General features: G+C 66.0%; 16 protein-coding genes and 1 pseudogene. 9 read left to right on the top strand and 8 right to left on the bottom strand.

Features of this window, described 5'->3' with window-relative positions; all coding sequences use genetic code 11:
• Positions 1–33 precede the first annotated feature (33 nt).
• From O5O53_RS04465 to O5O53_RS04455, 3 genes and pseudogenes are all read left to right on the top strand, one after another.
• A complete protein-coding gene (locus tag O5O53_RS04465; protein WP_269509537.1) occupies positions 34–1,215 on the top strand; it encodes an NRAMP family divalent metal transporter in 1,182 nt (393 codons plus the stop codon).
• A gap of 4 nt (positions 1,216–1,219) precedes the next feature.
• Positions 1,220–1,999, top strand: a pseudogene (locus tag O5O53_RS04460) (putative hydro-lyase).
• Positions 2,000–2,099: 100 nt separating this feature from the next.
• The gene (locus O5O53_RS04455) at positions 2,100–3,182 is read left to right on the top strand and encodes an HNH endonuclease signature motif containing protein (RefSeq protein ID WP_269509404.1); all 1,083 of its coding nucleotides are present in this window, start codon (positions 2,100–2,102) and stop codon (positions 3,180–3,182) included.
• A 48-nt stretch (positions 3,183–3,230) separates the two neighbouring features.
• Here O5O53_RS04455 and O5O53_RS04450 read toward each other — a convergent pair whose 3' ends face one another.
• From O5O53_RS04450 to O5O53_RS04435, 4 genes are read right to left on the bottom strand one after another with little or no spacing between them, the layout of a single operon-like run.
• Positions 3,231–4,976, bottom strand: coding sequence for an acetyl/propionyl/methylcrotonyl-CoA carboxylase subunit alpha (locus O5O53_RS04450; RefSeq protein WP_269509402.1), 1,746 nt, complete (start codon positions 4,974–4,976; stop codon positions 3,231–3,233).
• A 3-nt stretch (positions 4,977–4,979) separates the two neighbouring features.
• Positions 4,980–6,533 carry a 5-oxoprolinase subunit B/C family protein gene (locus O5O53_RS04445; protein WP_269509401.1) on the bottom strand — a complete coding sequence of 518 codons (1,554 nt, stop codon included), beginning with the start codon at positions 6,531–6,533 and terminating at the stop codon, positions 4,980–4,982.
• Positions 6,530–7,285, bottom strand: coding sequence for a LamB/YcsF family protein (locus tag O5O53_RS04440; protein WP_269509398.1), 756 nt, complete (start codon positions 7,283–7,285; stop codon positions 6,530–6,532). Before O5O53_RS04440 ends, O5O53_RS04445 begins: the two co-directional genes overlap by 4 nt.
• Positions 7,286–7,344: 59 nt before the next feature.
• Positions 7,345–7,983, bottom strand: a complete 639-nt coding sequence (locus tag O5O53_RS04435) for a GntR family transcriptional regulator (protein ID WP_181888042.1) — start codon at positions 7,981–7,983, stop codon at positions 7,345–7,347.
• A 186-nt stretch (positions 7,984–8,169) separates the two neighbouring features.
• Between O5O53_RS04435 and ppk2 the strand changes: the two genes are divergently transcribed.
• Complete coding sequence (gene ppk2 / locus O5O53_RS04430) at positions 8,170–9,021, top strand: polyphosphate kinase 2 (RefSeq protein ID WP_269509396.1); 852 nt, start codon at positions 8,170–8,172, stop codon at positions 9,019–9,021.
• On the opposite strand, the gene O5O53_RS04425 is transcribed toward ppk2, so the two are convergent.
• Positions 9,022–9,588, bottom strand: a complete 567-nt coding sequence (locus O5O53_RS04425; protein ID WP_269509535.1) for a DNA-3-methyladenine glycosylase — start codon at positions 9,586–9,588, stop codon at positions 9,022–9,024.
• Entirely contained in the window at positions 9,585–10,331 is a 747-nt protein-coding gene (locus O5O53_RS04420; RefSeq protein WP_269509393.1) for a Cof-type HAD-IIB family hydrolase, read from the bottom strand. Before O5O53_RS04420 ends, O5O53_RS04425 begins: the two co-directional genes overlap by 4 nt.
• A 71-nt stretch (positions 10,332–10,402) precedes the next feature.
• Between O5O53_RS04420 and O5O53_RS04415 the strand changes: the two genes are divergently transcribed.
• The 3 genes from O5O53_RS04415 to O5O53_RS04405 all read left to right on the top strand — a co-directional run bounded on the left by O5O53_RS04415 (position 10,403) and on the right by O5O53_RS04405 (position 13,398).
• Positions 10,403–11,383 (top strand): 3-hydroxyisobutyryl-CoA hydrolase, encoded by a 981-nt coding sequence (locus O5O53_RS04415; RefSeq protein WP_269509392.1) that lies wholly within the window; start codon positions 10,403–10,405, stop codon positions 11,381–11,383.
• Positions 11,384–11,557: 174 nt separating this feature from the next.
• Positions 11,558–12,949, top strand: coding sequence for a glyceraldehyde-3-phosphate dehydrogenase (locus tag O5O53_RS04410; RefSeq protein ID WP_437177841.1), 1,392 nt, complete (start codon positions 11,558–11,560; stop codon positions 12,947–12,949).
• A gap of 8 nt (positions 12,950–12,957) precedes the next feature.
• Positions 12,958–13,398, top strand: coding sequence for a hypothetical protein (locus tag O5O53_RS04405; protein WP_269509388.1), 441 nt, complete (start codon positions 12,958–12,960; stop codon positions 13,396–13,398).
• On the opposite strand, the gene O5O53_RS04400 is transcribed toward O5O53_RS04405, so the two are convergent.
• Both O5O53_RS04400 and O5O53_RS04395 read right to left on the bottom strand, forming a co-directional pair.
• Positions 13,376–14,506: a glycosyltransferase family 4 protein gene (locus tag O5O53_RS04400; RefSeq protein WP_269509387.1), complete on the bottom strand. Its 1,131-nt coding sequence runs from the start codon at positions 14,504–14,506 to the stop codon at positions 13,376–13,378. The genes O5O53_RS04405 and O5O53_RS04400 overlap by 23 nt on opposite strands.
• Positions 14,507–15,703, bottom strand: coding sequence for an NAD-dependent epimerase/dehydratase family protein (locus O5O53_RS04395; RefSeq protein WP_269509385.1), 1,197 nt, complete (start codon positions 15,701–15,703; stop codon positions 14,507–14,509).
• A 205-nt stretch (positions 15,704–15,908) separates the two neighbouring features.
• Here O5O53_RS04395 and O5O53_RS04390 point away from each other — a divergent pair, with 205 nt between their 5' ends.
• Both O5O53_RS04390 and O5O53_RS04385 read left to right on the top strand, forming a co-directional pair.
• Positions 15,909–20,057 carry a Rib/alpha-like domain-containing protein gene (locus O5O53_RS04390; RefSeq protein ID WP_269509383.1) on the top strand — a complete coding sequence of 1,383 codons (4,149 nt, stop codon included), beginning with the start codon at positions 15,909–15,911 and terminating at the stop codon, positions 20,055–20,057.
• A gap of 14 nt (positions 20,058–20,071) precedes the next feature.
• Complete coding sequence (locus O5O53_RS04385; protein WP_269509382.1) at positions 20,072–22,501, top strand: zinc metalloprotease; 2,430 nt, start codon at positions 20,072–20,074, stop codon at positions 22,499–22,501.
• Positions 22,502–22,629 lie beyond the last annotated feature (128 nt).

The raw sequence follows: 22,629 nt of genomic DNA, 5'->3' as shown, positions 1-22,629 counted from the left end.
AAGGCACCGGCGATGAAAGCCGGCATCGGCCCGATGGTCGGCGCCATCTTCCTCATGGCAACCTCCGCCATCGGACCGGGCTTTCTCACCCAAACGTCCGTGTTCACCGTGCAGATGGGCGCAGCGTTCGCCTTCGCGATTCTGCTGTCGATCCTGGTGGACATCGCCATCCAGCTCAACGTCTGGCGCATCCTCGGCGTCTCCGGGCTGCGCGCCAGCGAGCTAGCCAACCGGCTCCTTCCCGGCCTCGGCTGGGGCCTCGCGGTCTTGGTCGCAATTGGCGGCCTGGTGTTTAACATCGGCAACATTGCAGGCACCGGGCTTGGCATGCAGGCCCTGTCCGGCGGGGCGATCGACCCCAAAGTCGGCGGTGCCATCTCCGCGCTGATCGCCATCGTGGTGTTTCTGTGGAAGCGCGCTGGCGCTGCCCTCGACGTCATCGTCGGCATCCTCGGCGCGATGATGATCTTGCTCATGCTGTACGTGGCCATCTCATCGAACCCGCCCGTGGCGGAGGCCATGCGCCAGACTGTGATGCCGGACGAGATCGACCCGAAGGTCATCACCACATTGATCGGCGGCTCCATCGGCGGCTACATCGTATTCGCCGGCGTGCACAGGCTTATCGACGCAGGCCACACCGGCCCCGAAAACCTCTCCTACATCTCCCGCTCCGCCGCCACCGGCATCGTCGTTACCGGCATCATGCGCGTGTTGCTCTTCCTCGCGGTACTTGGTGTGGTCGCCACCGGCGTGACGCTTTCGAAGGACAACACGGCCGCCGACGTGTTCTATAACGCCGCCGGCGAATTCGGTCTGCGCGCGTTTGGCATGGTGCTGTGGGCTGCCGGTCTGTCGTCGGTGATCGGCGCGTCGTTTACGTCCATCTCCTTTTTGACCAAGCAGGGCTTCAACCCGAAGATCCGCGGCTGGATGACCGTGGTGTTCATCGTCATCTCCACCGTGATCTTCCTCTTCCTGGGCGCCGCGCCGCAGTTGCTGCTCATCGCCGCCGGCGCGTTCAACGGCCTGATTTTGCCGATCAGCTTCGCGGTTGTGCTGTGGGTCGGTTTCTTCCGACGCGACATCCTCGAGGGCTACAAGCCGCCGATGTGGATGCTGGTGACGGGCGTAATTGGCTTTGCTGTTTCGGTGGTCATGGCGGGGATGTCAATTGCCGGGTTCGCCGAGTTCCTCAACAGCTACATAAGCTAGGGGCATGTACGCCTCTTACACCCCAGCGCAGGCCCGCGCGTTGTTCCGCACTACTGATGTGGCGACAACGGCGGGCTTTTCCGCGGGCTTCGCCCAGGCCAATCTGATCGCGCTGGACAAGAAGTATGCGTTCGACTTTTTGTTGTTCGCGCAGCGCAACCCGAAGCCGTGCCCGCTGCTCGGGGTGTTGGAGCCGGGCCAGGTGTCGTCATCGCTGCTTGCGGGTGGCGACATCCGCACGGATATTCCGTCCTACCGGGTGTTTTCGCAGGGCTCGCTTATCGACGAACCAACGGTTGCCACCGCCTACTGGACCGAGAACACCGTCGCGTTTGTCATCGGCTGTTCGTTCACCTTCGAGCAGGCGTTGATTGACAACAATGTGCCGGTGGCGCACATCGAGCAGGGCGTGAACGTGCCGATGTATCTCACCAACATCGACTGCGAACCGGCCGGCGTGTTTAGCGGAAAGATGGTGGTGTCTATGCGGCCGATCCCGGCGGGGTTGGTGGCGGACGCGGTGCGGATCACCTAGCGCTACCCGGCGGTGCACGGCGCGCCGGTGCACGTGGGGGAGCCGGGGCTGATCGGCATCGACGATCTGGGCGCGCCCGATTTCGGCGACGCGGTGGACGTTCCGGCCGGGTGGGAGCCGGTGTTCTGGGCGTGCGGGGTGACGCCGCAGTCGATTGTGATGTCGTCCAAGCCGGAGCTTGCGATCTGCCATTCGCCGGGCAAGATGCTCATCACCGACGTGCGGGACGTGGCGTACCAGGTTCCCTAAAGGGCCCGGCTGTGGACAACTTTGGGGCTGGTGTGGCGAGTTGTCCACAGATTTCGGTTCGGGGGTTGTGCGGGGTTGCGTTGTGTTTAGTGTTCGTGGCATGAACCCGTTCGACGCATTCATTCAGGCGATGGCCGCAGCATCCATGGAGACGCTGCGGCACTTCGACCTGCCCGTTGCCCTGGGTGCTGGCATGGCGCCGGATCGGGCACGCGCGTGGGACCAAATGCAAAAGGTCTACTACGGGCCGACGAAATTCACCCGCAAGCAAGCGTTGGCAGTACAGAAGGCCCGCGGGTTTTCCCTGGACGAGCTGGCGCTGATTGAACGCCGCATCGGTGGTGTGAAAGACGCCGGCGAGCGGTGGCGGCTGCGCCTCGCCTTGTTGGACGTTCAAGGCGGGTACCGCGCGATCGAGCGCGCCGCACGAGAGCTGGTGCCCCGCGAGGACAATGCCCCGACGAAGAAGCAGGTCGCGTTCTCCGCGCCGAAAAACGGCCGGGCGCGCATCACCATCGACACCACCGACCGCAAAGCAGCAGACCTCGAGCACCGCCTGAAACAAGGCATCGACGCCACACAGCCGGCCGCACCCCAGATGGAGGAAGCGTTCTGGCGCATCGTCGAAGGCAAAGCAGGCGGGGTCGTCGCCGCGGCACCACGCCCGATCGTGCTGGTGCCGATCACCGAGCACGCCCGCATCATGGCCGGCGACGGTGACGACGTCATCCTCACCTTGACTGACGGCACCACCATGACCGGAGCCGAGTACATGCAACAAGAATTCGGCGAGGCCTTGGAGGTCGCAGCGTTCCACCCCGAGGAAGGGGCGGTGAACCTGTACGACACCGAGCGCTTCGCCAACCAGAAACAACGCGACCTCGCCTGCATGGTCTCACCCGTGTGCGCCTTCCCAGGCTGCCGGCACGGGGCGTTGGGCTCCGAGATCCACCACGTGAACGCCTGGAAACACGGCGGCTACACCAACATGAACAACCTCGTGCCGCTGTGCCGCTACCACAACCGCGTCAACGACGACGACCCCTGGCGTAAATCCCGCGGCCGCATCGCGATGATCAGGGGCGCACCCTGGTGGATCTCACCGCGCGGGTACCACCTGAAAAACACCGACCGCGGAGCACTCGACCAACTCTTCGGACCACGAAGCACACCCCTGCCCTAACAACGCGAAACGCCGCCGCCCAACAAGGACGACGGCGGATCTCGCGCGCTAGGAAATCGTCGCGATGGTGGCGTTCGCCTTCACGCGCTCGCCCTGCTTCGCGGCAAGCGAGATCTGCCCGTCGCGAGGCGCTTTGAGCTGCGATTCCATCTTCATCGCCTCGACGGTGGCGATTGGGTCGCCCTTGGCAACGACGTCGCCGTCGGAAACGAGCCATTCCACGATCGTGGCTTCGTACTTCGACGTCACGGCGCCCGCTTCGTCGCCGGCCGGGCCAGCCGCCTCAGCCGAGGCCGTGGCCGCGCCGCCGCCGAGCATCGCGACGGGGAAGCCGATGGTGTGCAGCTTGCCGTCGATTTCCACGACGACGTCGCGGCGCTCGTCGTAGATGTGCTCGATGTCCACGCCGTTGTGCTTCTGCGACGGTGAGTAATTGTGGTCGACCCAGTCGGTGTAGACGTCGAGGCTGTCGCCGGTGATTTCGGGCGCGTCGACCATGTCGCGGTGGAACGGCAGCACGGTGCGCACGCCTTCGATGACGAATTCACTCAGCGACTGCTTGGCGCGGGCGAGCGCAGTGTCGCGGTCGGGCCCCCACACGACGAGTTTGCCCATGAGCGAGTCGTAGTACGGCGGGATCTGTCCGCCGGTGCGAACACCGGTGTCGATACGCACGCCTGGTCCGGTTGGCACGTCGAAGCGCGTCACCGTACCCGGCGAGGGCGCGAACCCGTTGGTGACGTCCTCGGCGTTGATGCGGAACTCAAACGCATGCCCGCTTATCGACGGATCGGTCCCGCCGCCGTCACCGTCCGAGCCGACGAAGGACAGCGGAAGCCCATCCGCGATGCGGAACTGCTCGGCGATGATGTCCACGCCGGTGACGGCCTCGGTGATGGGGTGCTCGACCTGGACGCGGGTGTTGACCTCCAAAAACGACACGGTGCCGTCTTCGGAGACAATGTATTCGACGGTGCCGGCGGACTGGTAGTTCGCCTTGCGGATGATCTCGCGGGCGCCTTCTTCGATGGCGGTGCGCTGCTCGTCGGTCAAAAACGGCGCGGGGGCTTCCTCGATGAGTTTTTGGAAGCGGCGCTGTGTGGAGCAGTCGCGGGTGCCGAGGACGGCGACGTTGCCGTGCGCGTCGGCAAGCACTTGCGCCTCGACGTGGCGCGGGTGGGTGAGGAACTTCTCCACGTAGCACTCGCCGCGGCCGAACGCTTCCTTCGCCTCGCGGCCGGCGGAGGCGAAGCCTTCCTCGATGTCGGCTTCGTCGAAGACGACCTTCAGGCCGCGGCCGCCGCCGCCGAACGCCGCCTTAATCGCAATCGGCATGCCGTGCTCGTCGGCGAAGTCGCGGGCTTCCTCCCAGGTGGACAGCGGCTCGCCGGTGCCGGGGGCGAGCGGGGCGTCGACCTCGACGGCAAGGGCGCGGGCGGAGAGTTTGTCGCCGAGCAGCTCGATGGCCTCGGGCGAGGGGCCGATCCATTTCAGGCCGGCCTGCTCGACGGTGCGGGCGAAGTCGGCGTTTTCGGACAAGAACCCGTAGCCGGGGTGGAGGCAGTCGGCGCCGGCGCGGTGCGCGACCTCGATGAGCGCCGGGATGTTCATGTACGTCTCGGCGGAGGTCTTGCCCGGCAGGAGGTAGGCCTCGTCGGCGACCTGGGTGTGCAGGGCGCCTGTGTCGGGCTCGGAGTAGACGGCGATGGAGCGGATGCCAAGGTCGCGGGCGGTGCGGGCGATGCGCACGGCGATCTCGCCGCGGTTGGCGATCAGTACGGCAGAAAGAGTCATTGCTTAACCTTCCAGGGTGTAGCGCTCGAAGCGGAGTTTTCCGCCGGGCGGGAGTTGTGCGGCGATGTCGACGTCTTCATTGATCACGGTCGCGATGACAGGGTATCCGCCGGTCACGGCGTGGTCGCGCAGGAAGAGCACGGGCTGGCCGGACGGGGGGATCTGCACGGAGCCTGCGACCATGCCTTCGCTGGGCAGCTCGCCGTCGCGCGAGCGGGTCAGGGGCGCGTCGGATTCGAGGCGCAGGCCAACGCGGTTGGAGTCGCCGGTGACGGTGAACGTGGTGTTAAAGAACCGTTCGACGGCGTCCGCGTCGAACCAGTCGTCGCGGGGGCCGAGGACGCAGCGCACCACGCCGACGACGTCCGCGCCGTCGCGCTCGACGCGCAGCGGGTTGGACAGGAGCGAGTTCGCGGACTGCGGCGGGGTCAACGACATGGCGATGGTGTCGCCGGCGGCGAGTGGCTTCGGGCCGAGCCCGGAGAGCATGTCGGTGGCCGCCGAGTCCAGCTCGGTGTCGGCGATGAGCCCGCCGCGCACGGCGACGTAGGTGCGGAACCCCAGGCGCGCGGGCTTGACCGCGACCTCGGCGCCGGCCGGCACAATCGTCGGGGTAGCCAGCGGCGCGGGCCGGCCGCCGACGGTGACGTCGGCGTCGGCGCCGGTGACGCAGATGACGGTCTCCGCCAGCGCGGTCATGGTCAGCCCGCCGACGTTTTCCAGCAGCGTGGCGTTGCGTTTGTTACCCACTGCGGCGTTGGCGGTGCGGGCGGAGGCGCGGTCGGTGGAGCCGGATGTGGTCACGCCCAGGTTGCCGTTGCCTTGGCGGCCGAGATCCTGGTAGAGGGTCTGCAGGCCGGCGTCGTCGAGCGTGAACACGGGGCGTCGCGGCGGGGTGGCCAGGTGCTTGCGGGCGGTCTGCGTGTCGGCCGGCAGGGTGTCCACGGCGCGGTAGTGCACCCGGTCGCCGGGGGCGACGAGCGCGGGCGGAGTGGCGGTGGAGTCCCACATCGGGGTCGCGGTGGTGCCGATGAGCTGCCAGCCGCCGGGGGAGGTGCGCGGGTAGACGGCGGAGAATTCGCCGGCCAGGGCGACGGCGCCTGCGGGCACGGCGGTGCGCGGCGAGTCGCGGCGCGGGATTTCCAGGGCGCGTGAGGCGTCCTCGGGCACGCAGTAGGTGAAGCCGGGGGCGAAGCCGCCGAAGGCTGCGACCCAGGTGGTGGAGGTGTGCCACTCGATCAGTTCGGCTGTGCTCATGCCTAGCGACGACGCCAGCGCGCCCACGTCCTCCCCGTCGTAGCGCACGTCGATGTCGATGTCGCGCGGCGTGCCCATGTCCGCGGCAGCGGGCGAATAGCCGGCGAGCACATCGACGGCGTTGGTGGTGGCGGTGGGCGAGTCGAAGGTCACGAGCACGGTGCGCGCGGCGGCGACGACGTCAGTTTGATGCTCCAGCGGCGAGGCGGAAAGCGCCGCGTAGAAGTCCATGACTGTTTTCAGGTCGGGCAGGTCCACGATGAGGGCGCGGGTGCCGACTCGCTTTACGGGGTAGCTCACAGGACGGCCTCGATGCGGATGCCTTCGTCGGCAAGCTTGTGCACGACGCTGCGGGTCAGTTCGACGGAGCCGGGGGAGTCGCCGTGGACGCAGACCGATTCGGCGTGGACCTTGACTTCGGTGCCGTCGACGGCGGTGACGGATCCGGTGGAGGCGACCTGGAGCACCCGCTTGGCCACGTCCTCCGGGTCGTGCAAGACCGCACCCGGCTCACGACGCGACACGAGCGTGCCGTCGGGGTTGTAGCCGCGGTCCGCGAACGCCTCGCGGATCACGCGCAGGCCGGCCTTCTCGGCGATGTCGACGGCGACGCCGCCGGGCAGCAGCATCACGGCGAGCTCGGGGCTGAACGCCTTGATGCCGTCGATGACCGCCTTGGCGTGGGCCTCGTGGTGGACGATCGTGTTGTAGAGCGCGCCGTGCGGCTTGACGTAGTGCACTTGCATGCCGTGGACGCGGGCCAGCGCGTCGAGGGCGCCGATTTGGTAGAGCGTCTCGTCCGCGAGTTCGGCGGGGGCGTAGTCGATGAAGCGGCGGCCGAAGCCTGCCGGGTCGTTGTAGGCAACGTGGGCGCCGAGGGTCACGCCGTGGGCGGCGGCGTTTTTCAAGGTGCCGGCGATGGAGTGGGGGTCTCCTGCGTGGAAGCCGGTGGCGACGTTGGCGCTGGAGACCATCTCCAGCATGGCTGCGTCGTCAGCGACCGGGTTGCCCGCGGTGGTCTCCCCGAGGTCGGCATTGAGGTCGATATGCATGGCCCTAGTTATACAACCTGGCGCATGTGATCTTGCACTCAGGTTGGGCCGGGGGTGGTTTAGACGGCGCCGTTGTTGATCTTCTCGATCATCTCGATGATCGCCTCGGCCTGCTCCATCAGCTGCACCTGCAGGTAGTCGGAGGCGGCTTGGCGGTCGCCGGACTGGACCAGTTCGACGATGTGCTCGTTGACCTCGATGAAGCGGCGGTTGAACGCCGGGTCGCGCTCCAGGATGGGCAGGGTGGCCAGGCGGAGGAAGGCGTCGAGCTGGTCCATGGTGTCGCCGAGGGTTTTCGAGCCCATCGCCGCGAGCACGACGTGGTGGAAGGCTTGGTTGACGGCGATGAGCAGGTCGTCGTCTTCTTCCTCGATGGCGACGCGGGCTTCCTTGTTCAGCTCGTCGAGGCGGTCGACGTCCAGGTCCGGGCCCCACAACAGCGCGGCCGGCTCAATGGCGGCGCGGGCGCGGAAGGTGTCGGTGACGAACTCCGGCGTCGGGGTGGCCAGGAACACGCCGCGGTTGGGGATGCGTTCGCACAGGCCTTCAGCGGTCAGCATGGCGAATGCTTCACGCAGCGTGTTGCGGGAAACGCCGAAGCGCTCGGCGAGGGCGACCTCGTTGAGCTTTTGCCCGGGAGCGAATTCGCCGCGTGAGATCGCGCGGCGGACCTCGGCGGAAACGTTGTGTGCAAGCATGGCATCCGTATTGAAATCAGTTGTCGCCTACTGCATTTGCGCAGGTGGGTGACCGTATTGGTTAGAACTAGAGAGAGTATATCGCATTTATTGTTCAACAATGCACCCGTAATCCCATATTGCACTTTCTTCTCAGGTTCTTGTGCGTTTTTAGTGCTCACGGCACCTGCGGGTACGGTTACACCCATGAGCCACGACAAGAAACCGCCGAAACTGTCCAAGAAGGCCTACGAGAAGGAACTGCTGCGCCTGCAGGCCGAGCTGGTAGCGATGCAGCAGTGGGTGGTGGAAAACGGCGAGCGTGTGGTCATCGTCATGGAGGGCCGCGACGCGGCGGGCAAGGGTTCCGCGATTAAGCGCATCACCCAGTACATGAACCCGCGCACCTGCCGGATCGAGGCGCTGCCGAAGCCCACGGAGCGCGAGCAGGGCCAGTGGTACTTCCAGCGCTACGTGGAGAAGCTGCCCACGGCCGGCGAGATCGTCATCTTCGACCGTTCCTGGTACAACCGCGCCGGCGTGGAGCGCGTGATGGGGTTCGCGTCGTCGCAGGAGTACCGCCGCTTCTTGCACCAGGCGCCGATCTTCGAGCGTCTGCTGGTTGAAGACGGCATCATGCTGCGCAAGTACTGGTTCTCCGTTTCCGACGAGGAGCAGTACAAGCGTTTCCAGTCCCGCCGCAACGATCCGCTGCGCCAGTGGAAGCTTTCGCCGATGGACTTAGAGTCCATCACGAAGTGGGAGGAGTACTCCCGCGCCAAGGACGAGATGTTTGTCCACACCGACATCCCGTCGGCGCCGTGGTACACGGTGGAAAGCGAGGATAAGAAACGCTCGCGCATCAACGTCATCTCGCACCTGTTGTCCACCATCCCGTACGAACACATTAAGCCGGACCTGCCGGAGATCCCTGAGCGCCCGGAGACCACGGACTACGAGCGTCCGCCTCGCGACGAGTTCCGCTACGTCCCCGACGTCGCCGCCGAGCTTGAGGTGGGCAAGCAGTCCAAGAAGAAGAAAAAGAAAAAGAAGAAGTAGCTAGCGCTTCTTCGGTCTGCCCCGTGGGGTGGAGACGGTTTTATCACCGGGTATCCAGAACCGCCACGGGGCGTCGGCGTTTTTGGAGATGCCGATGCGCGGGCCGGCCACCCATTCCGGCTCCGCCTCGCGCGGGGTGAGGTGCACCGGTGTCCCGTTGTCGCCCAGTCCAAGCCCGAGCGCGGCGCCCAGGTTGCCCGGCCCGCGCGCCAGGTTCTCAAACGCGATCGGTGCCCGGTCCGGTCGCTGCCGCCGTGTGCGCGCCAATTCCTCACCGGCGACGACTTCGCCGCCGCGCATGAGGCAGCCCTGCCCGTCGCCCTCTGGCGCGCACACGATGTTGCCGTTGTGGTGGATGCCGTAGGAGAAGTACACGTACAACCGCCCGGGCGGGCCGAACATCGCCGCGTTGCGCGCCGTTTTGCCGCGGTAGGTGTGCGCCGCCGGGTCGTCGGCCCCGAGGTACGCCTCGACCTCGGTGAGCCTGATGCTGACCCCGTTGCGCGTGATCACGCACCCGAGCAGCTGCGGGGCGACAACGTTGGCGGGCTGGAAAAAGTCGATCATGAGAGCCACGTCGCCAGCCTTGCCACAGCCGCGCCGTCCGTGTTGGTGCCCACGACCTCGTCGGCGACGGCTTTGACGTCCTCGTGCGCGTTGCCCATCGCCACGGCGTGCCCGGCAACGCGCAGCATGCCGAGGTCGTTGAGGTAGTCGCCGAACGCCGCCGTCTCCGACATCGCAACGCCCATCGCCTCGGCCAGCTGGGCGAGCGCCAGGCCCTTGTCGGCGTCCGGGTGCATCAGGTCCACCCAGTGCTTGCCGGAGACCACCGCGCGCAGCTCCGGCACCAGCTCGCGCACCCACGGGTAGGCGTCGCGCTCGGCGTCCGACTCCACGTACAGGGCGATTTTGATGGTGGGGGAGGCGGAGCCGTCGCCAAGCAAGGTGCGCGAGGCGTAGTACTTGTCCACCTCCGCGTCCACAGCGGGTGGCAGGGCGGCGGTGGCGGCGACCGAAGGCGCGCACACCACGGCATGCGCCGCAAAAGGCGCGCCGGGCAGGGCGGACAACAACCGCTGCACCGGCGTTTCCGGCAGGGCCGTGGTGGAGACCACCTTGCCGCCGCGCGCCACCACCGCGCCGTTTTCCGCGATGAAGTCTTCGCAGTCCGGGAACATCTGCTGCAACGTGGCCAGCTGGCGCCCGGACGCCGGCGCGAGGGTCACCCCGCGCGAGCGCGCGGTCTCCAGCAGCGGCCAAAACGCATCCGGCACACGCCCGTCGCCGTCGAGGAGTGTGCCGTCCATGTCCAACGCTATTAACCGAGGTGTCCGCATTGCCCCCACACTACCGGTGTGATGTGGAACACTGGGAAAGCATGACCGATCTGATCAAGACTGAAGTACGCGAAACCACCGGCGTGATCACCCTGGACCGTCCGAAGGCGTTGAACTCGCTCAACCCCGAGATGGCCCGCGCCATCGACGCCACATTGAAGCAGTGGCGGGGTGACGACGCCATCGAGCAGGTGGTCGTCCAATCCTCCGGCAAGCACTTCTGCTCCGGCGGTGATGTGCGCGCCGCCCGCGACGGCATCCTCGAGGGCCGCGGCGACGAGGTCGACGCGTTTTTCGCCGACGAGTACGCCATGAACTTGGACATCGCGAATTACCACAAGCCGTACATCGCACTGTGCAACGGCGTGATCATGGGCGGCGGCATGGGCATCTCCGCCCACGGCTCGCACATGGTGGTCACGGAAGATGCCTTCGCATCCATGCCGGAGATGAACATCGGCTACGTCACCGACGTCGGGATGTCCTGGCTGCTGCAGCATCTGCCGAAGGTGCCGTCGCAAAGCTTGGGCACCTTTTTGGGGCTGACGGGATACCGCTTGAGCCCCGACGACATGCTGGCCACCGGCCTGGCCACGCACAAGGTCGCCTCGCTGGACGGGGTGCTCGACGGTATCATCGCCGAGGGGCCCGGCTACCTCGACTCGGTCGCGCTTAAGCCTGGGGAGTCGGAGCTTTTATCGCTTCTCGACGCCATCGAGCCCACGTTCCAGGGCTCATGGGCTGAGATTCAGGGCAGGTTGGACGGGGAGTTGGCGGAGCTCGTCGCAAAGCTGACGGCGCAGGCGTCCCCGTCGTCCCTGGTCGCCGCCGCCGAGCTGTTCGCCGCGAACGCCTCGCAGGACCTCGCCGGGGCGTTGGACAACGAGCGTCGCTTGGGCGCCGTGATGACCCGCGAACCCGACTTCGCAGAGGGGGTACGCGCGGTGCTCGTGGACAAGGACCAGTCCCCGAACTTCGCCCCGCAGCCAGAACCGGGCAAGTACCGGGACATTTTGCGCTAAGCGCTGCGCAATCGCGGGGGTACAGCACCCGCGCACCGCCCCCGGACGCTACAGTAAGGGGGCGATTACGGGCGAAGAAATTGCCCCCGATTCCCACATGCAAAAGGAGCGACGTTGACCGAAACGACCAACCCCCGCGACGACTGGAACCACAAGCTCACCCTCGCGCAGGAGATGCTGCCGCTGATCAGCCGCCTGCACCGCGAGCACAACGCGGCGACCTCGGTCTACGGCCGCCTGCTGGTGGGTGTCACCGACATCGACATCATTAAGGCGCACCGCTACGCCCGCCGCATCGACGAGAAGGAGCTCGCGCTCGACGAGACCCTGCCGATCCTGCGTGAACTCGTGGAGATGGACCTGGGCACCGCCTCCATCGACCTGGGCCGCCTGGCCAAGGAGTACAAGCACTCCGACGAGAAGGACCTGCGTGCCTTCCTCGACCGTGAGCTCGCCGACGTCATCGGCACCTCCTCCGAACTCGAGGCCCGCGACGTCGTGCTCTACGGCTTCGGCCGCATCGGCCGCCTGCTCGCCCGCATCCTCATTGCCCGCGAGGCGATGTACGGCGGCGTGCGCCTGCGCGCGGTGGTGGTGCGCAAGAAGGGCGACATCGACATCGTCAAGCGCGCCTCGCTTCTGCGCCGCGACTCGGTGCACGGCCCGTTCAACGGCACCATCACCGTCGACGAGGAGAAGGAAATCATCTGGGCCAACGGCACCCCCATCCAGATGATCTACGCTAACGACCCAGCAGAGATCGACTACACCGCCTACGGCATCGACAACGCCATCGTGGTGGACAACACCGGCGCATGGCGCGACCGCGACGGCCTGTCCAAGCACCTCGAGTCTAAGGGCGTGGATCGCGTCTTGCTCACCGCGCCGGGCAAGGGCGACATCCCGAACATCGTCTACGGCATCAACGAGGACATGATCGGCGAGGAGCGCGTCCTGTCCGCCGCGTCCTGCACCACCAACGGCATCACCCCGGTGCTGAAGGTGATCAACGACCGCTACGGCGTCAAGCACGGCCACGTCGAGACCGTCCACTCCTACACCAACGACCAGAACCTCGCGGACAACTTCCACAAGGGCAACCGTCGCGGCCGCGCCGCCGGTTTGAACATGGTGCTCACCGAGACCGGTGCTGCCAAGGCCGTGTCCAAGGCGCTTCCGGAGTTCGAGGGCAAGCTCACCGGCAACGCCATCCGCGTGCCCACCCCGGACGTGTCCATGGCCGTGCTGAACCTGGACCTGGAAAAGGACGTGGAGAAGGACGAAGTGAACAACTTCCTGCGCCGCGTGTCCACCCACTCCAACCTGCGTCAGCAGATCGACTACATCAACTCCCCGGAGGTGGTCTCCACCGACCTGCTCGGCACCACCCACGCCTCCGTGGTGGACGGCCTGGCCACCATCGCCTCCGGCGACCACCTCGTGCTCTACGTCTGGTACGACAACGAGTACGGCTACTCCCACCAGGTGGTCCGCGTCGTCGAGGACATCGCAGGTGTGCGCCCGCGCGTGTTCCCGGAGCGCAAAGATCCGGCTGAGATCCAGTAACTAGCATCATGTACCGCAAAATCGCAGCCCTAGCCAGCTTGTTCGTGCTGGCCGGCTGCGGCGCGCATGGCACAGAGCTGGGGCTAGAGGACGCCGCGCTGGCCGGCGACTTCACCGTCGCGGACGTGGCAGGGCCGGACGTGGAGCGTGCCTACGTGTTCTGCCCGTACACGGACAAGGCCGAAGCGCAGCGCCTCGGCTTCGACCCGGGCGACGTGCCCGGCATCGACGACAACGCCCAGGCCTGGGAGACCGCCTCCGGCATCGGCGTGATCGTCGGCGACCGAGCGGAGATCGAGTGGTTCGACCCGCGCAAGGTCGACGCCTGCGGGCCGGGCGTGGAGCCGTACCAGGAGATAGACCCGGCGGCGCCGGTGCACACGGCGACGGAATCCCGCGAGTTCGCGGACGGCGAGACCGCCGAGGTCACCGTCCTGCGGTTCGAATAACCTCGTCGTAGTAGCCCAGCACCGTCTCGGTGGAGGCGCGCCACGTCCAGCGCTCAGCCTCGGCGCGGCCAGCGGTGGACATGCGCTCGCGCAGCTCCGGCTGCGTGAGCAGACGCTCGATCGGGTCGGCCCACGCCGTGTCGGGCCCATCCGGGTCGACCAGCACGCCGGTGTCGCCGTCCGCCACCACAAACGGCAGCCCGCCGGCCTTCGCCGCCACCACCGGCACGCCGGACGCGAACGCCTCCAGCGCCGCAAACCCCAACGTCTCCGTGGTGGAGGGAAACAGCAGCACTTCACCCGAGGCGTAGGCCGCGTGCAGGTCCGCGCCGGACAGGTACCCGGTGAAGGTGGCCCAGTCGGGCGGGGAGACGCGGAGCTCGTCGTAAAGCGGGCCCTCGCCCACAAACGCCAGCCGCGCGTTGGGCACACGTCGGCGCACCTCTTCGACGATGGGGATACAGCGGTCCACGGATTTCTCCGCCGAGATGCGGCCGACGAAGATGACCAGGGGGTCGTCCGGATGGCCGTCGGAAAGCACACTGCGCATCTCGCGTGTGCGCGCGGCGGGGGTGAAGCTTTCCGTATCCACCGCCTTCGGCCACAGCCGCACGTTGTCGATGCCGTAGTCCGCCGCCTTGTCCATCATCGGGCCCGAGGTGACCAGGTTGAGCCCCGCGCGGCCGTGGAAGGTGCGCAGCCCCCACTCGGCGATCGGCTTCACCCACGGAATCCCCAGCTTGAGGCAGTACTCCGGCACGTCCGTGTGAAACGACGCGATGACCGGGAAGCGGCGCGCCACCACCAGCGTGGACCAACCGGCCGTCCAAATCGGGTTCACCGCGTGCACGATATCCGGGTTGAACTCGCGAAGCCGCCGGTAGGTTTTCGGCCACAGCATGCCGTGCTTGACCTCCGGATACACCTTCAGGCTGCGCGAGCGGATCGGCACCACCTCGAAGCCCGCGTACTCGGCGGGCGGGTTGCCGGGCGCGAGGATGAGCACTTCGTGGCCCATTTCCGCCAGTTGGTCCAGGTGTCGGGTGGTGCGGGTGACCACGCCGTCGATTTTGGGCAGGAAAACCTCGGTGAGTAGCGCGATGCGCATCTACTTCTCGCCCTGCGGCACGCCGGCGGACTGCGCGGCGGTCCACAGCGAGCGCGCCGGGATCTTCGAGCGGTCCGCGCGGTCGGCGTACTTCTTCGCCACCTCCTCGACCTCCACGAGCAGGCCTTCTTCCAGCTTCGTCGGCTCCAGGCCCAGGTCCAAAAAGGCGTCATTGACCACGTGGAGTTCGTTTTCTGCGGATTCCTTGCGCGGGTTCGGCACCATCTGCACCTCCGCGTCCGCAATCTTTGCGACGAGCTCCGCCAAATCCCGCACCCTGTGCGTCTCCGTCATTTGGTTGAAGATCTTCACGCGCTCACCCCGCGCCGGCGGGTTCTCCACCGCCAGCTGGATGCAACGCGCCATGTCGCGGATGTGGATGAACGCGCGGGTCTGCCCGCCGGTGCCGTGCACGGTCAGCGGGTAGCCGATTGCCGCCTGCATGAGGAAGCGGTTGAGCACGGTGCCGTAGTCGCCGTCGTAGTCGAAGCGGTTGATCAGGCGCTCGTCGCGAAGCGTCTGCGGTGTGTGGGTGCCCCAGATGATGCCCTGGTGCAGGTCCGTGATCCGCAGCTCGTCGTTCTTGGCGTAGTAGGCGAACAGGTGCTGGTCCAGCACCTTGGTCATGTGGTAGATCGAGCCCGGGTGGGTGGGGTAGAGGATCTGCTGCTCCACGATGCCGTTCTCGCCCGCGTCCACCTGCACGTCCAGGTAGCCCTCCGGGATTTTCATGCCGGCGGTGCCGTAGCCGTAGACGCCCATGGTGCCCAGGTGCACGACGTGGATGTCCTGGCCGGTCTCCACGATCGCGGTGAGCAGGTTGTGTGTGGCGTTGACGTTGTTGTCCACGGTGTAGCGCTTGTTGCGCGGGGACTTCATGGAATACGGCGCGGCGCGCTGCTCGGCGAAGTGGATCACCGTGTCCGGCTGGAAGTCCTTGAGGAAGGCCAGCAGTGCGTCGTAGTCCTGGGCCACGTCGATGTTTTCGTAGCCGATCGTTTTGCCGGAGACCTCGTTCCAGGCCGACAGGCGCTCGTCGATAGTCGCGATCGGCGTCAGCGACTCCGCGTCGAGCTCGCCGTCAATGCGGCGCCGCGACAGGTTGTCCACGATCGTGACCTCGTGTCCGAGGTCTGAAAGGTGCAGGGATGCGGGCCAGCCACAGAATCCGTCGCCGCCCAGAACTGCAATTTTCACTAATTCCCGCCTTTCTTTACGCACATTTCCGCATACGTTACCGGTGCTCGGCAACCTCCGCTGAGCGTACTCGCGTGCGCGCACCCTCGGCGTATGTAATGTTGGATAGGGCATACAACTGAGTGGTAGCGTTTTGCTGTGTTCTGGCCGTGTTCGAGCGTTGAAAAAGTTGGGAGCCCGCATGTCTCTGCCCGGTAAAGATTGCGTGCGTGCAAAGCGAATCACCGCAGTAGCTACAGTGTTGGCGCTCGCGGGCGGTGCCGCGGAAATTCCGCTTGGCCCCGTCGGGTCGGTCGCGCACGCGCAGATCGCGCCAACGCAGCAGCCGGGCATCGACAACGGCACCGTGCGGACCGCCGGACGCGATTGGGAAGCGTCCGTGTTTTTCCTCACGGGCATGACGGTGCGGACGGTGAGCATCGACTTTGTGCCGGCAGACAGCACCAATCCGAGGGAAGAGGCACCAGCCGACGACCCAGTGTTCACGCGCATCCCCGAAATCGCCGATTACCGCGTGGACCACATGAAGGGCAAAGAGGTCCTCGCCTCCTACGACGTTACGGCGCGCCGCAGCCAAGGGACCTCCACGTCGGGGCATCCGACCATCCACATCACGTATGAGCTCCCAGGAGTGCAGGTTGGCCAGGGCGAGCGACTGGCCCTCTTCGCGCCGGGTAAAGGCAGTCAGTACCCCACGCCTTTGCGTGGCGGCGGTGCGCGGTTTACTCGCCCCACCGTCAATGCAGACATCCGCGGTTCAGTAACCATGCACGACGCAACCGCGGATGAGTACAAGCAGACGATGGTGGAGATCCGCCAGGGTGCCGAGACCTTCACCTCTCCAGTGCAACCCGACGGTTCCTACGAGATTGCGATGCCGTCGCCCTCCGGCACGATGGAAATCAACGTGATTCCACCGGCCGGTTTTGTTACCCCGGAGCCAAAGACGTGGGAGGCTGCTGAGGGCCTCGCCGCCCCCGACTTCGATGTCTACCCGATCACCGTGAGCGGTTCGCTTATCGACGACTCCGGTACCCCCGTGCAAGGCGCCCCCGTGACGATTGCCGGCCGCACCGCGACTACGGATCAGTACGGCAACTTCACCGTGAACAAGGTTCCGGCTGGCACGTACGACGTGGTGTTCGGCGACACCACGACGACGCACGAGAGAACAGTCTCCGGTGTTGTGGTGAGCGACAAGCGCGACAACTGGATTGGGCAGCACACGACTGCCGCGAAGTCGCAGTTCGGCACCGTGTCTGGTCGTGTGACTGATCCGGATGGCAATGGTCTTGCGGGGGTGACGGTGACTGCCGGCGGCAAGACGGCTACTACTAATGCCGACGGTGTCTACTCGATTGCTGATGTGCCGACTGGTTCGGTGTCGGTTGCGGTTGATGCCGCCACCGTGCCGGATGGGTACTCGGTTGATGGCCCGCTTGATCGCAATGTGACGACGTCTGGCGTGTCTGGTGTGAATTTCTCCACGACGCGTGAGACCGGCGCCGTGTCTGGTCGTGTGACTGATCCGGATGGCAATGGTGTTGCGGGTGTGACGGTGAGCGCTGGCGATCTGTCGGCGCGGACCGATGCTGATGGTGACTATTCGATTGCTGGTGTGCCGACTGGTTCGGTGTCGGTTGAGGTGACTGATGGTGTACCGGCCGGGTACTCGGTTTCTGGTGCGCAGCAGGAGAATCTCACGACGGCGGGCGTGACGGACGTGGATTTCTCCACGATGCGTGAGACCGGCACCGTGTCTGGTCGTGTGACCGGTCCGGGCAGCACAGGCGTTGCCGGAGTAACTGTCAAGGCCGGCACAGCAACGGCGACGACGGACGCTAACGGCATGTACTCGATTCCTGGGGTGCCCACGGGCACGACCACCATCGAGGTCACAGCGTTGCCTTCGCGGTATGTACTGCCTACGTCGCAGCAGCGGAACGTGACGGTCAATGGGGTCCAAAACGTCGACTTTCCTCTCGAGCTAAAGCCGACCCCGACGCCGACTCCGAAACCGACGACTTCTGCACCCACCCCGACGCCGACACCCGAACCGACGACTTCAGCACCGGCACCGAAGCCGTCGCCCACGACGTCTGCCCAGCCGACGACTCCGAAGCCGTCGCCGACGACGACTGCCCAGCCGACGATTTCAGCACCGGCACCGAAGCCGTCGCCCACGACGTCTGCTCAGCCGACGACTCCGAAGCCGACGACTCCGAAGCCGTCGCCCACGACGTCTGCTCAGCCGACGACCTCGAAGCCGTCGCCCACGACGTCTGCTCAGCCGACGACCTCGAAGCCGTCGCCCACGACGTCTGCTCAGCCCACGACGCCGAAACCGACACCGACGTCCACTACACCTAAACCATCGCCGACTCCGGCCCCTGCCCCGCCGTCGACGCAGCCGCCGGCGCCGACGGTCGGCTCCGTGGCCGGCAAAGTCGCCGACCCCGCAGGCAAGCCGGTGCCGGGCGCGACTGTCACGGCGCGCGACGCGCGTGGCAAGACCCACTCCGTTCCGGTCGCCGCGAACGGGAAGTTCCAGCTCACCGACCTGCCACCGGGCGACTACACAGTCACCGTCGGCGTGCCCAAAGGCCACGTCGCGCCGCCGCCCGCCAACGTGCCGGTGAAGGCAGGGGAGACCGTCCGGTTGCCCGGATTTGTGGTCAACCCCGAAAAGCCGAAGGCGCGGTTCGATTGGGACCGTGTGGTGGTCAAACCCGGCCAGACCCAGGTCACCGCACCAACTCGTACTGGCGACACCACAACACCGCCGAACTTCCGCACCAGCACTGTCACGCAGGTTAAGCCGGACGGCACCACCACTGAGCTTCCGGCAGAGGAGAGCTGGATTTCGGTGGAGGGGGACGGCACGGTCGTCGCTAGGCCGCCGCGCAACGCCGAACCGGGCGAGTACCGCGTCGAGGTCCAGGACGATTCGGGCGAGACCCACACCATTACCGTCGAGGTGGATGAGCCCACCCCGATGGCGCAGCAGCACGAGGTGCGTTTCCCGCTGATCCCGGTGCCGGCGGGGGCGACGCGTCAGGCAGGCCGTCCGCGCGCGACTGTTACGGACGGCCCGTTCGTCTACGCTGATCGCCGCCTCCCGGAGGGCACCCGCTTCGTTGTGGACCCGGCCTATGCGGACTGGGTTCGCGTCGATAACAACGGCCGCCTCACCTTCACCCCGCCGAAGGACGCGGCACCCGGCATCCGCAAGATTCCGGTGAAGGTGACGTTCCCGGACGGTTCTTCCCGCACCTACATCGCTGAGGTGGAAATCGGCGATCCGCTTCTCGCGGACACCACCGAGCTGGGCTACGAGGAAGGCTTGTCTGTGCCTCCTGGCGAAGGCATCACTGTGTTGCGCACCGGCGCCGCGGTGTTGCCGGAGGGCACCACGTTCGAGGTGGATCGCTCGCAGCCGCTGGGCGATTGGGTCGCCATCGTGGACGAGCACACCGGCAACCTGCGCGTTTTCGCGCCGCAGCAGGGTGAGGTGAAGGTGCCGGTCATCGCGTACTTCGCCGACGGGTCGTCCGCAGAACTTACTGCGAGCGTTCGCGTATCGACGAGCTCCGCCCTCTCCGCCGCCCATTCCCCCTCGTACGCCGATGTGTCGGCAGCGCCTGGCGGCACCGCGACCGTGAAGCTGAGCGGTTCCGTGCCGGCTGGCACCACGTTTGCTGTGGTTGATGGTGGGGGGCTGCGGAACGTGGGCGTCGATAGGCGAACTGGCTCGCTGAAAATCAAGCTTCCCGCCGACGCGCAACTGGACACCCCCTACACGGTGACGGTGCGCGTGCGCTACGCGGACGGCAGCACCGAGGAGATCACCGCGCAGGTCACGGCGGCCTCGGACGCGGCGCGCTTCACCCCGCGAGTGGCTGGGGTGACCGCTGAAGTCGGCGAAGCCGCGACCGTGCGCACCGGGCTCAACCACAACGCCAAGCTGGCGGAGTTCGACCACGACGGCTGGCAAGTGTTCTACGACCGGGCTACCGGCGAGCTCACCGCGAAACCGAACAGCGACGTGCCGGTGGGCACCGTGCTGAAGGTGCCGATGAAGGTGACGTTCCCGGACGGCTCGACGAAGATTGTGGAGTACGCGTTTACCGCCACCGACACGCCCGCCCCGGCGGTAAAGCAGAACCGGACGTCCTCGGGTTCGTCCGACGGCTCGTCCATCGGTTCGTCGGCCGGATCGTCGGACGGCTCGTCGGCCTCCGGAGGATGGATCGCGGTGGTGCTCGGCCTGCTCGCGATGATCGCGGGTGTGGGGTACGCGGCCTTCCTCAATCAGGACGCCATTCGGGCGCAACTGAAGCACTACGGATTTTAGAAAAGGACATTGACATGAATATTTCGAAGAAAACCCTGGCAGTGTCCTTGTGCGCTGCACTCGCGGCGACCGTGGCGCCCATGGCGCCGGTAGCGGATGCGAAAGTCACGCTCGGCACCACCCAGCCGGATGCGACAGTGAACCGTTCCAACCCCACCGAGCCGTTTGTCAACGGCTTCATCACCCCGCGTGGCACTGGCCGGTTCGACTATTCGCACCCCGCGTCCCAGGCGGACAACCACCAGTTCGATACCTCCATGGAGGTGCGCACCAACGGCGACGTGGTGGTTCCCGACCTGTTTGCGCAGCCGGAAGTGACCACCGACGGCACCGCCGACGTGCTCACTTACACGCTGCAACAAACCAACTTCCTCATCACGCGGACCTACCGCATCGACGGCGGCCAGGTCAACGCCACAGTGACCGTGAAAAACACGGGCCAAACTGCGGCGGAGGTGGGCATTGACCTGGCCAACGTCGTGCCTTTTGCCGAAGGTATTACGGCTAACCAGGACGGTGACCGCGTGGTGGTGCAGCCGAAGTCCGGCGGTTACATCACCGACGTCCGCTTTACCGCACCGGACACCGCGGCCACGGGTGCGACCAAGGCGGCGGCCCTTTCGGGCGCAAACGACGGCGCAAAGCACCAGGCAGCGAGGTGGGAGCGCACGGTGGCCCCGGGGGCGTCGATAAGCGCAGGCATGTCCGTGGCAATCAGCACCCAGGACTCTGCCCTCGACACCGACGGCGACGGGCTGCGCGACTCCTGGGAAACCGAAGGGCTCAGGCTTGCCGACGGCACGTACCTGCCCATCCAACGCTGGGGCGCAGACCCCGACCGCAAAGACCTGTTCCTGCAGGTCAACTGGATGAAGTCCGAGTGGGAGACGATCGGCTGCGACCGCTCCGAACGCTTCGCCGCCACCCTCGATGATTTCGCCGAATTTGCCGCCTGCGCCACCGCGAACACCAAGAGCTACGCGCCGAACCCGTCGCTTTTCAAAGAGCTGGAAGACCTGTTCGACCAAAACGGCATCAACCTGCACATCGACGCCGGCAAGACTTACGTCAGCGAATCCATGGCCAGCATGACCGCGAAAGAGCGCAAGGGCGGTGAGACCGAGGATTACACCGCCGAGTACTTCGGCGGCCTGGACGAGCTGGGCCGCACCAAGAAGCTGGAGGATCAGGCCGAACACTTGCTCGGTGCGCGCCGCTCGGTGTTCCGCTCCGCGCTGATTGGCACCCGCTTCGACGAAGGCGCCAAACGCAACGTCACCGGCCTAGGCCAGGTCAACGGCTCCACCTTCTTCATCTCCGGCGACGTGACCAACAGCGACGAGCTTCTGCGCAACACCATCCTCCACGAGTTCGGCCACACCCTCGGGCTGATGCACTGGGGCCGCGAAACCCGCGACAACACCGCGCAGCGCCCCGTGCGCTTCGTGGACACCAAGGACCCGGCGATGGAGTTTTACCGCGCCGGCTACGACTGGCTGGGTTCCTACAAGTCCACCATGAGCTACGCATACCAGTTTTCCGAGTTCAACTTCTCCGACCAGGAAGTGCGCACCACGGAGAAGATTCCCAACTCAGAAGACAAGTCCCGCTTCAAGCCAGAAGAGAGCCAGTTCGACTACGTCATCCCGTCGGACTGGGACAACCTGCTGTTCAAAACCGAATACATCGGCCAGGGCGTGCGCGATTACGACGACGCCATCGATGCCCCCGACGCCCCCGACGTGGTTGCAGACGAGGAGCGCGCCGAAGTCGACGAACTGATCTCCGCCGCAGCCGCGACCGGCAAGAACGACGGCAAGGTCGGCTTCAGCCTCGCCCGTAGCCTGCACAACGACAACGGCATCGTCACCCACGCGGACACCAACATCATCAAGGGTGAGCTGCGTAACTTAGGGTCCACCGACGACACCTTCACGGTGGTTGCGGACTATGGAGTCGGGCAGTTCAAAGACAGCTACTTTGCCAAGGGCGACTCGAACTACATCACCCCGGTGGATATCGAGGTCTCACCGGCCGCGTTCATTGACACACCCGTCGTGCCGCTGCACATCACCGTGTCCAACTCCGAGGGCGCTCAGGTCTTCGACGACACCTTCAACGTTTCCGCGCTCGAGTACACCCCAGCGGAGATGGATAAGGTGCTGAAGGAAGTCCTCGCCTCCGACGCGGACGAGAACCTGAAAACGTTTGCCCGTCAGCGGCTGAAGGCCGCGCCGGTGGGGACGTCGACTGCGACGGCGAAGCCTGCGCCCGCGCCGGCGCCTACGCAGAAGAAGGCGGAGCCGTCGCCAAGCGAGAAGCCCTCGGGCAGCTCCGACTCGCCGATTGCGGTCATCATCGGCGTGCTGCTGGGGCTTATCGGCCTGGGTGCTGCGGCGTACGGCTGGGCGGTGCAGCAGGGCATGGTTCCGGCGCCGTTCTAGCGGCTCAAGGGGGCGTTTGCTTCACGACGAGCTCCGCCCCACCACCGGCCCCTGAACCCCAGCGAACCGTATGACCTAGTGGTAGCGTTTCCTGTGTTTTAGCGGTGTATCAGCGTTGAGAAAGTTGG

The organism is Corynebacterium faecium, assembly GCF_027257105.1.
Taxonomy (GTDB): domain Bacteria; phylum Actinomycetota; class Actinomycetes; order Mycobacteriales; family Mycobacteriaceae; genus Corynebacterium; species Corynebacterium lehmanniae.
Note: the sequence above shows the minus strand (reverse complement) of the source record. Positions and strands in the feature narration are given on the sequence as shown.

What these genes read in the sequence shown, in the direction of transcription:
- O5O53_RS04450 (WP_269509402.1), bottom strand. Translation starts at nt 4,976, where the DNA reads ATGACTCTTTCTGCCGTACTGATCGCCAACCGCGGCGAGATCGCCGTG.
- O5O53_RS04425 (WP_269509535.1), bottom strand. Translation starts at nt 9,588, where the DNA reads ATGATCGACTTTTTCCAGCCCGCCAACGTTGTCGCCCCGCAGCTGCTC.
- O5O53_RS04455 (WP_269509404.1), top strand. Translation starts at nt 2,100, where the DNA reads ATGAACCCGTTCGACGCATTCATTCAGGCGATGGCCGCAGCATCCATG.
- O5O53_RS04420 (WP_269509393.1), bottom strand. Translation starts at nt 10,331, where the DNA reads ATGGACGGCACACTCCTCGACGGCGACGGGCGTGTGCCGGATGCGTTT.
- O5O53_RS04405 (WP_269509388.1), top strand. Translation starts at nt 12,958, where the DNA reads ATGTACCGCAAAATCGCAGCCCTAGCCAGCTTGTTCGTGCTGGCCGGC.
- ppk2 (WP_269509396.1), top strand. Translation starts at nt 8,170, where the DNA reads ATGAGCCACGACAAGAAACCGCCGAAACTGTCCAAGAAGGCCTACGAG.
- O5O53_RS04440 (WP_269509398.1), bottom strand. Translation starts at nt 7,285, where the DNA reads ATGCATATCGACCTCAATGCCGACCTCGGGGAGACCACCGCGGGCAAC.
- O5O53_RS04385 (WP_269509382.1), top strand. Translation starts at nt 20,072, where the DNA reads ATGAATATTTCGAAGAAAACCCTGGCAGTGTCCTTGTGCGCTGCACTC.
- O5O53_RS04435 (WP_181888042.1), bottom strand. Translation starts at nt 7,983, where the DNA reads ATGCTTGCACACAACGTTTCCGCCGAGGTCCGCCGCGCGATCTCACGC.
- O5O53_RS04465 (WP_269509537.1), top strand. Translation starts at nt 34, where the DNA reads ATGGTCGGCGCCATCTTCCTCATGGCAACCTCCGCCATCGGACCGGGC.
- O5O53_RS04415 (WP_269509392.1), top strand. Translation starts at nt 10,403, where the DNA reads ATGACCGATCTGATCAAGACTGAAGTACGCGAAACCACCGGCGTGATC.
- O5O53_RS04410 (WP_437177841.1), top strand. Translation starts at nt 11,558, where the DNA reads ATGCTGCCGCTGATCAGCCGCCTGCACCGCGAGCACAACGCGGCGACC.
- O5O53_RS04400 (WP_269509387.1), bottom strand. Translation starts at nt 14,506, where the DNA reads ATGCGCATCGCGCTACTCACCGAGGTTTTCCTGCCCAAAATCGACGGC.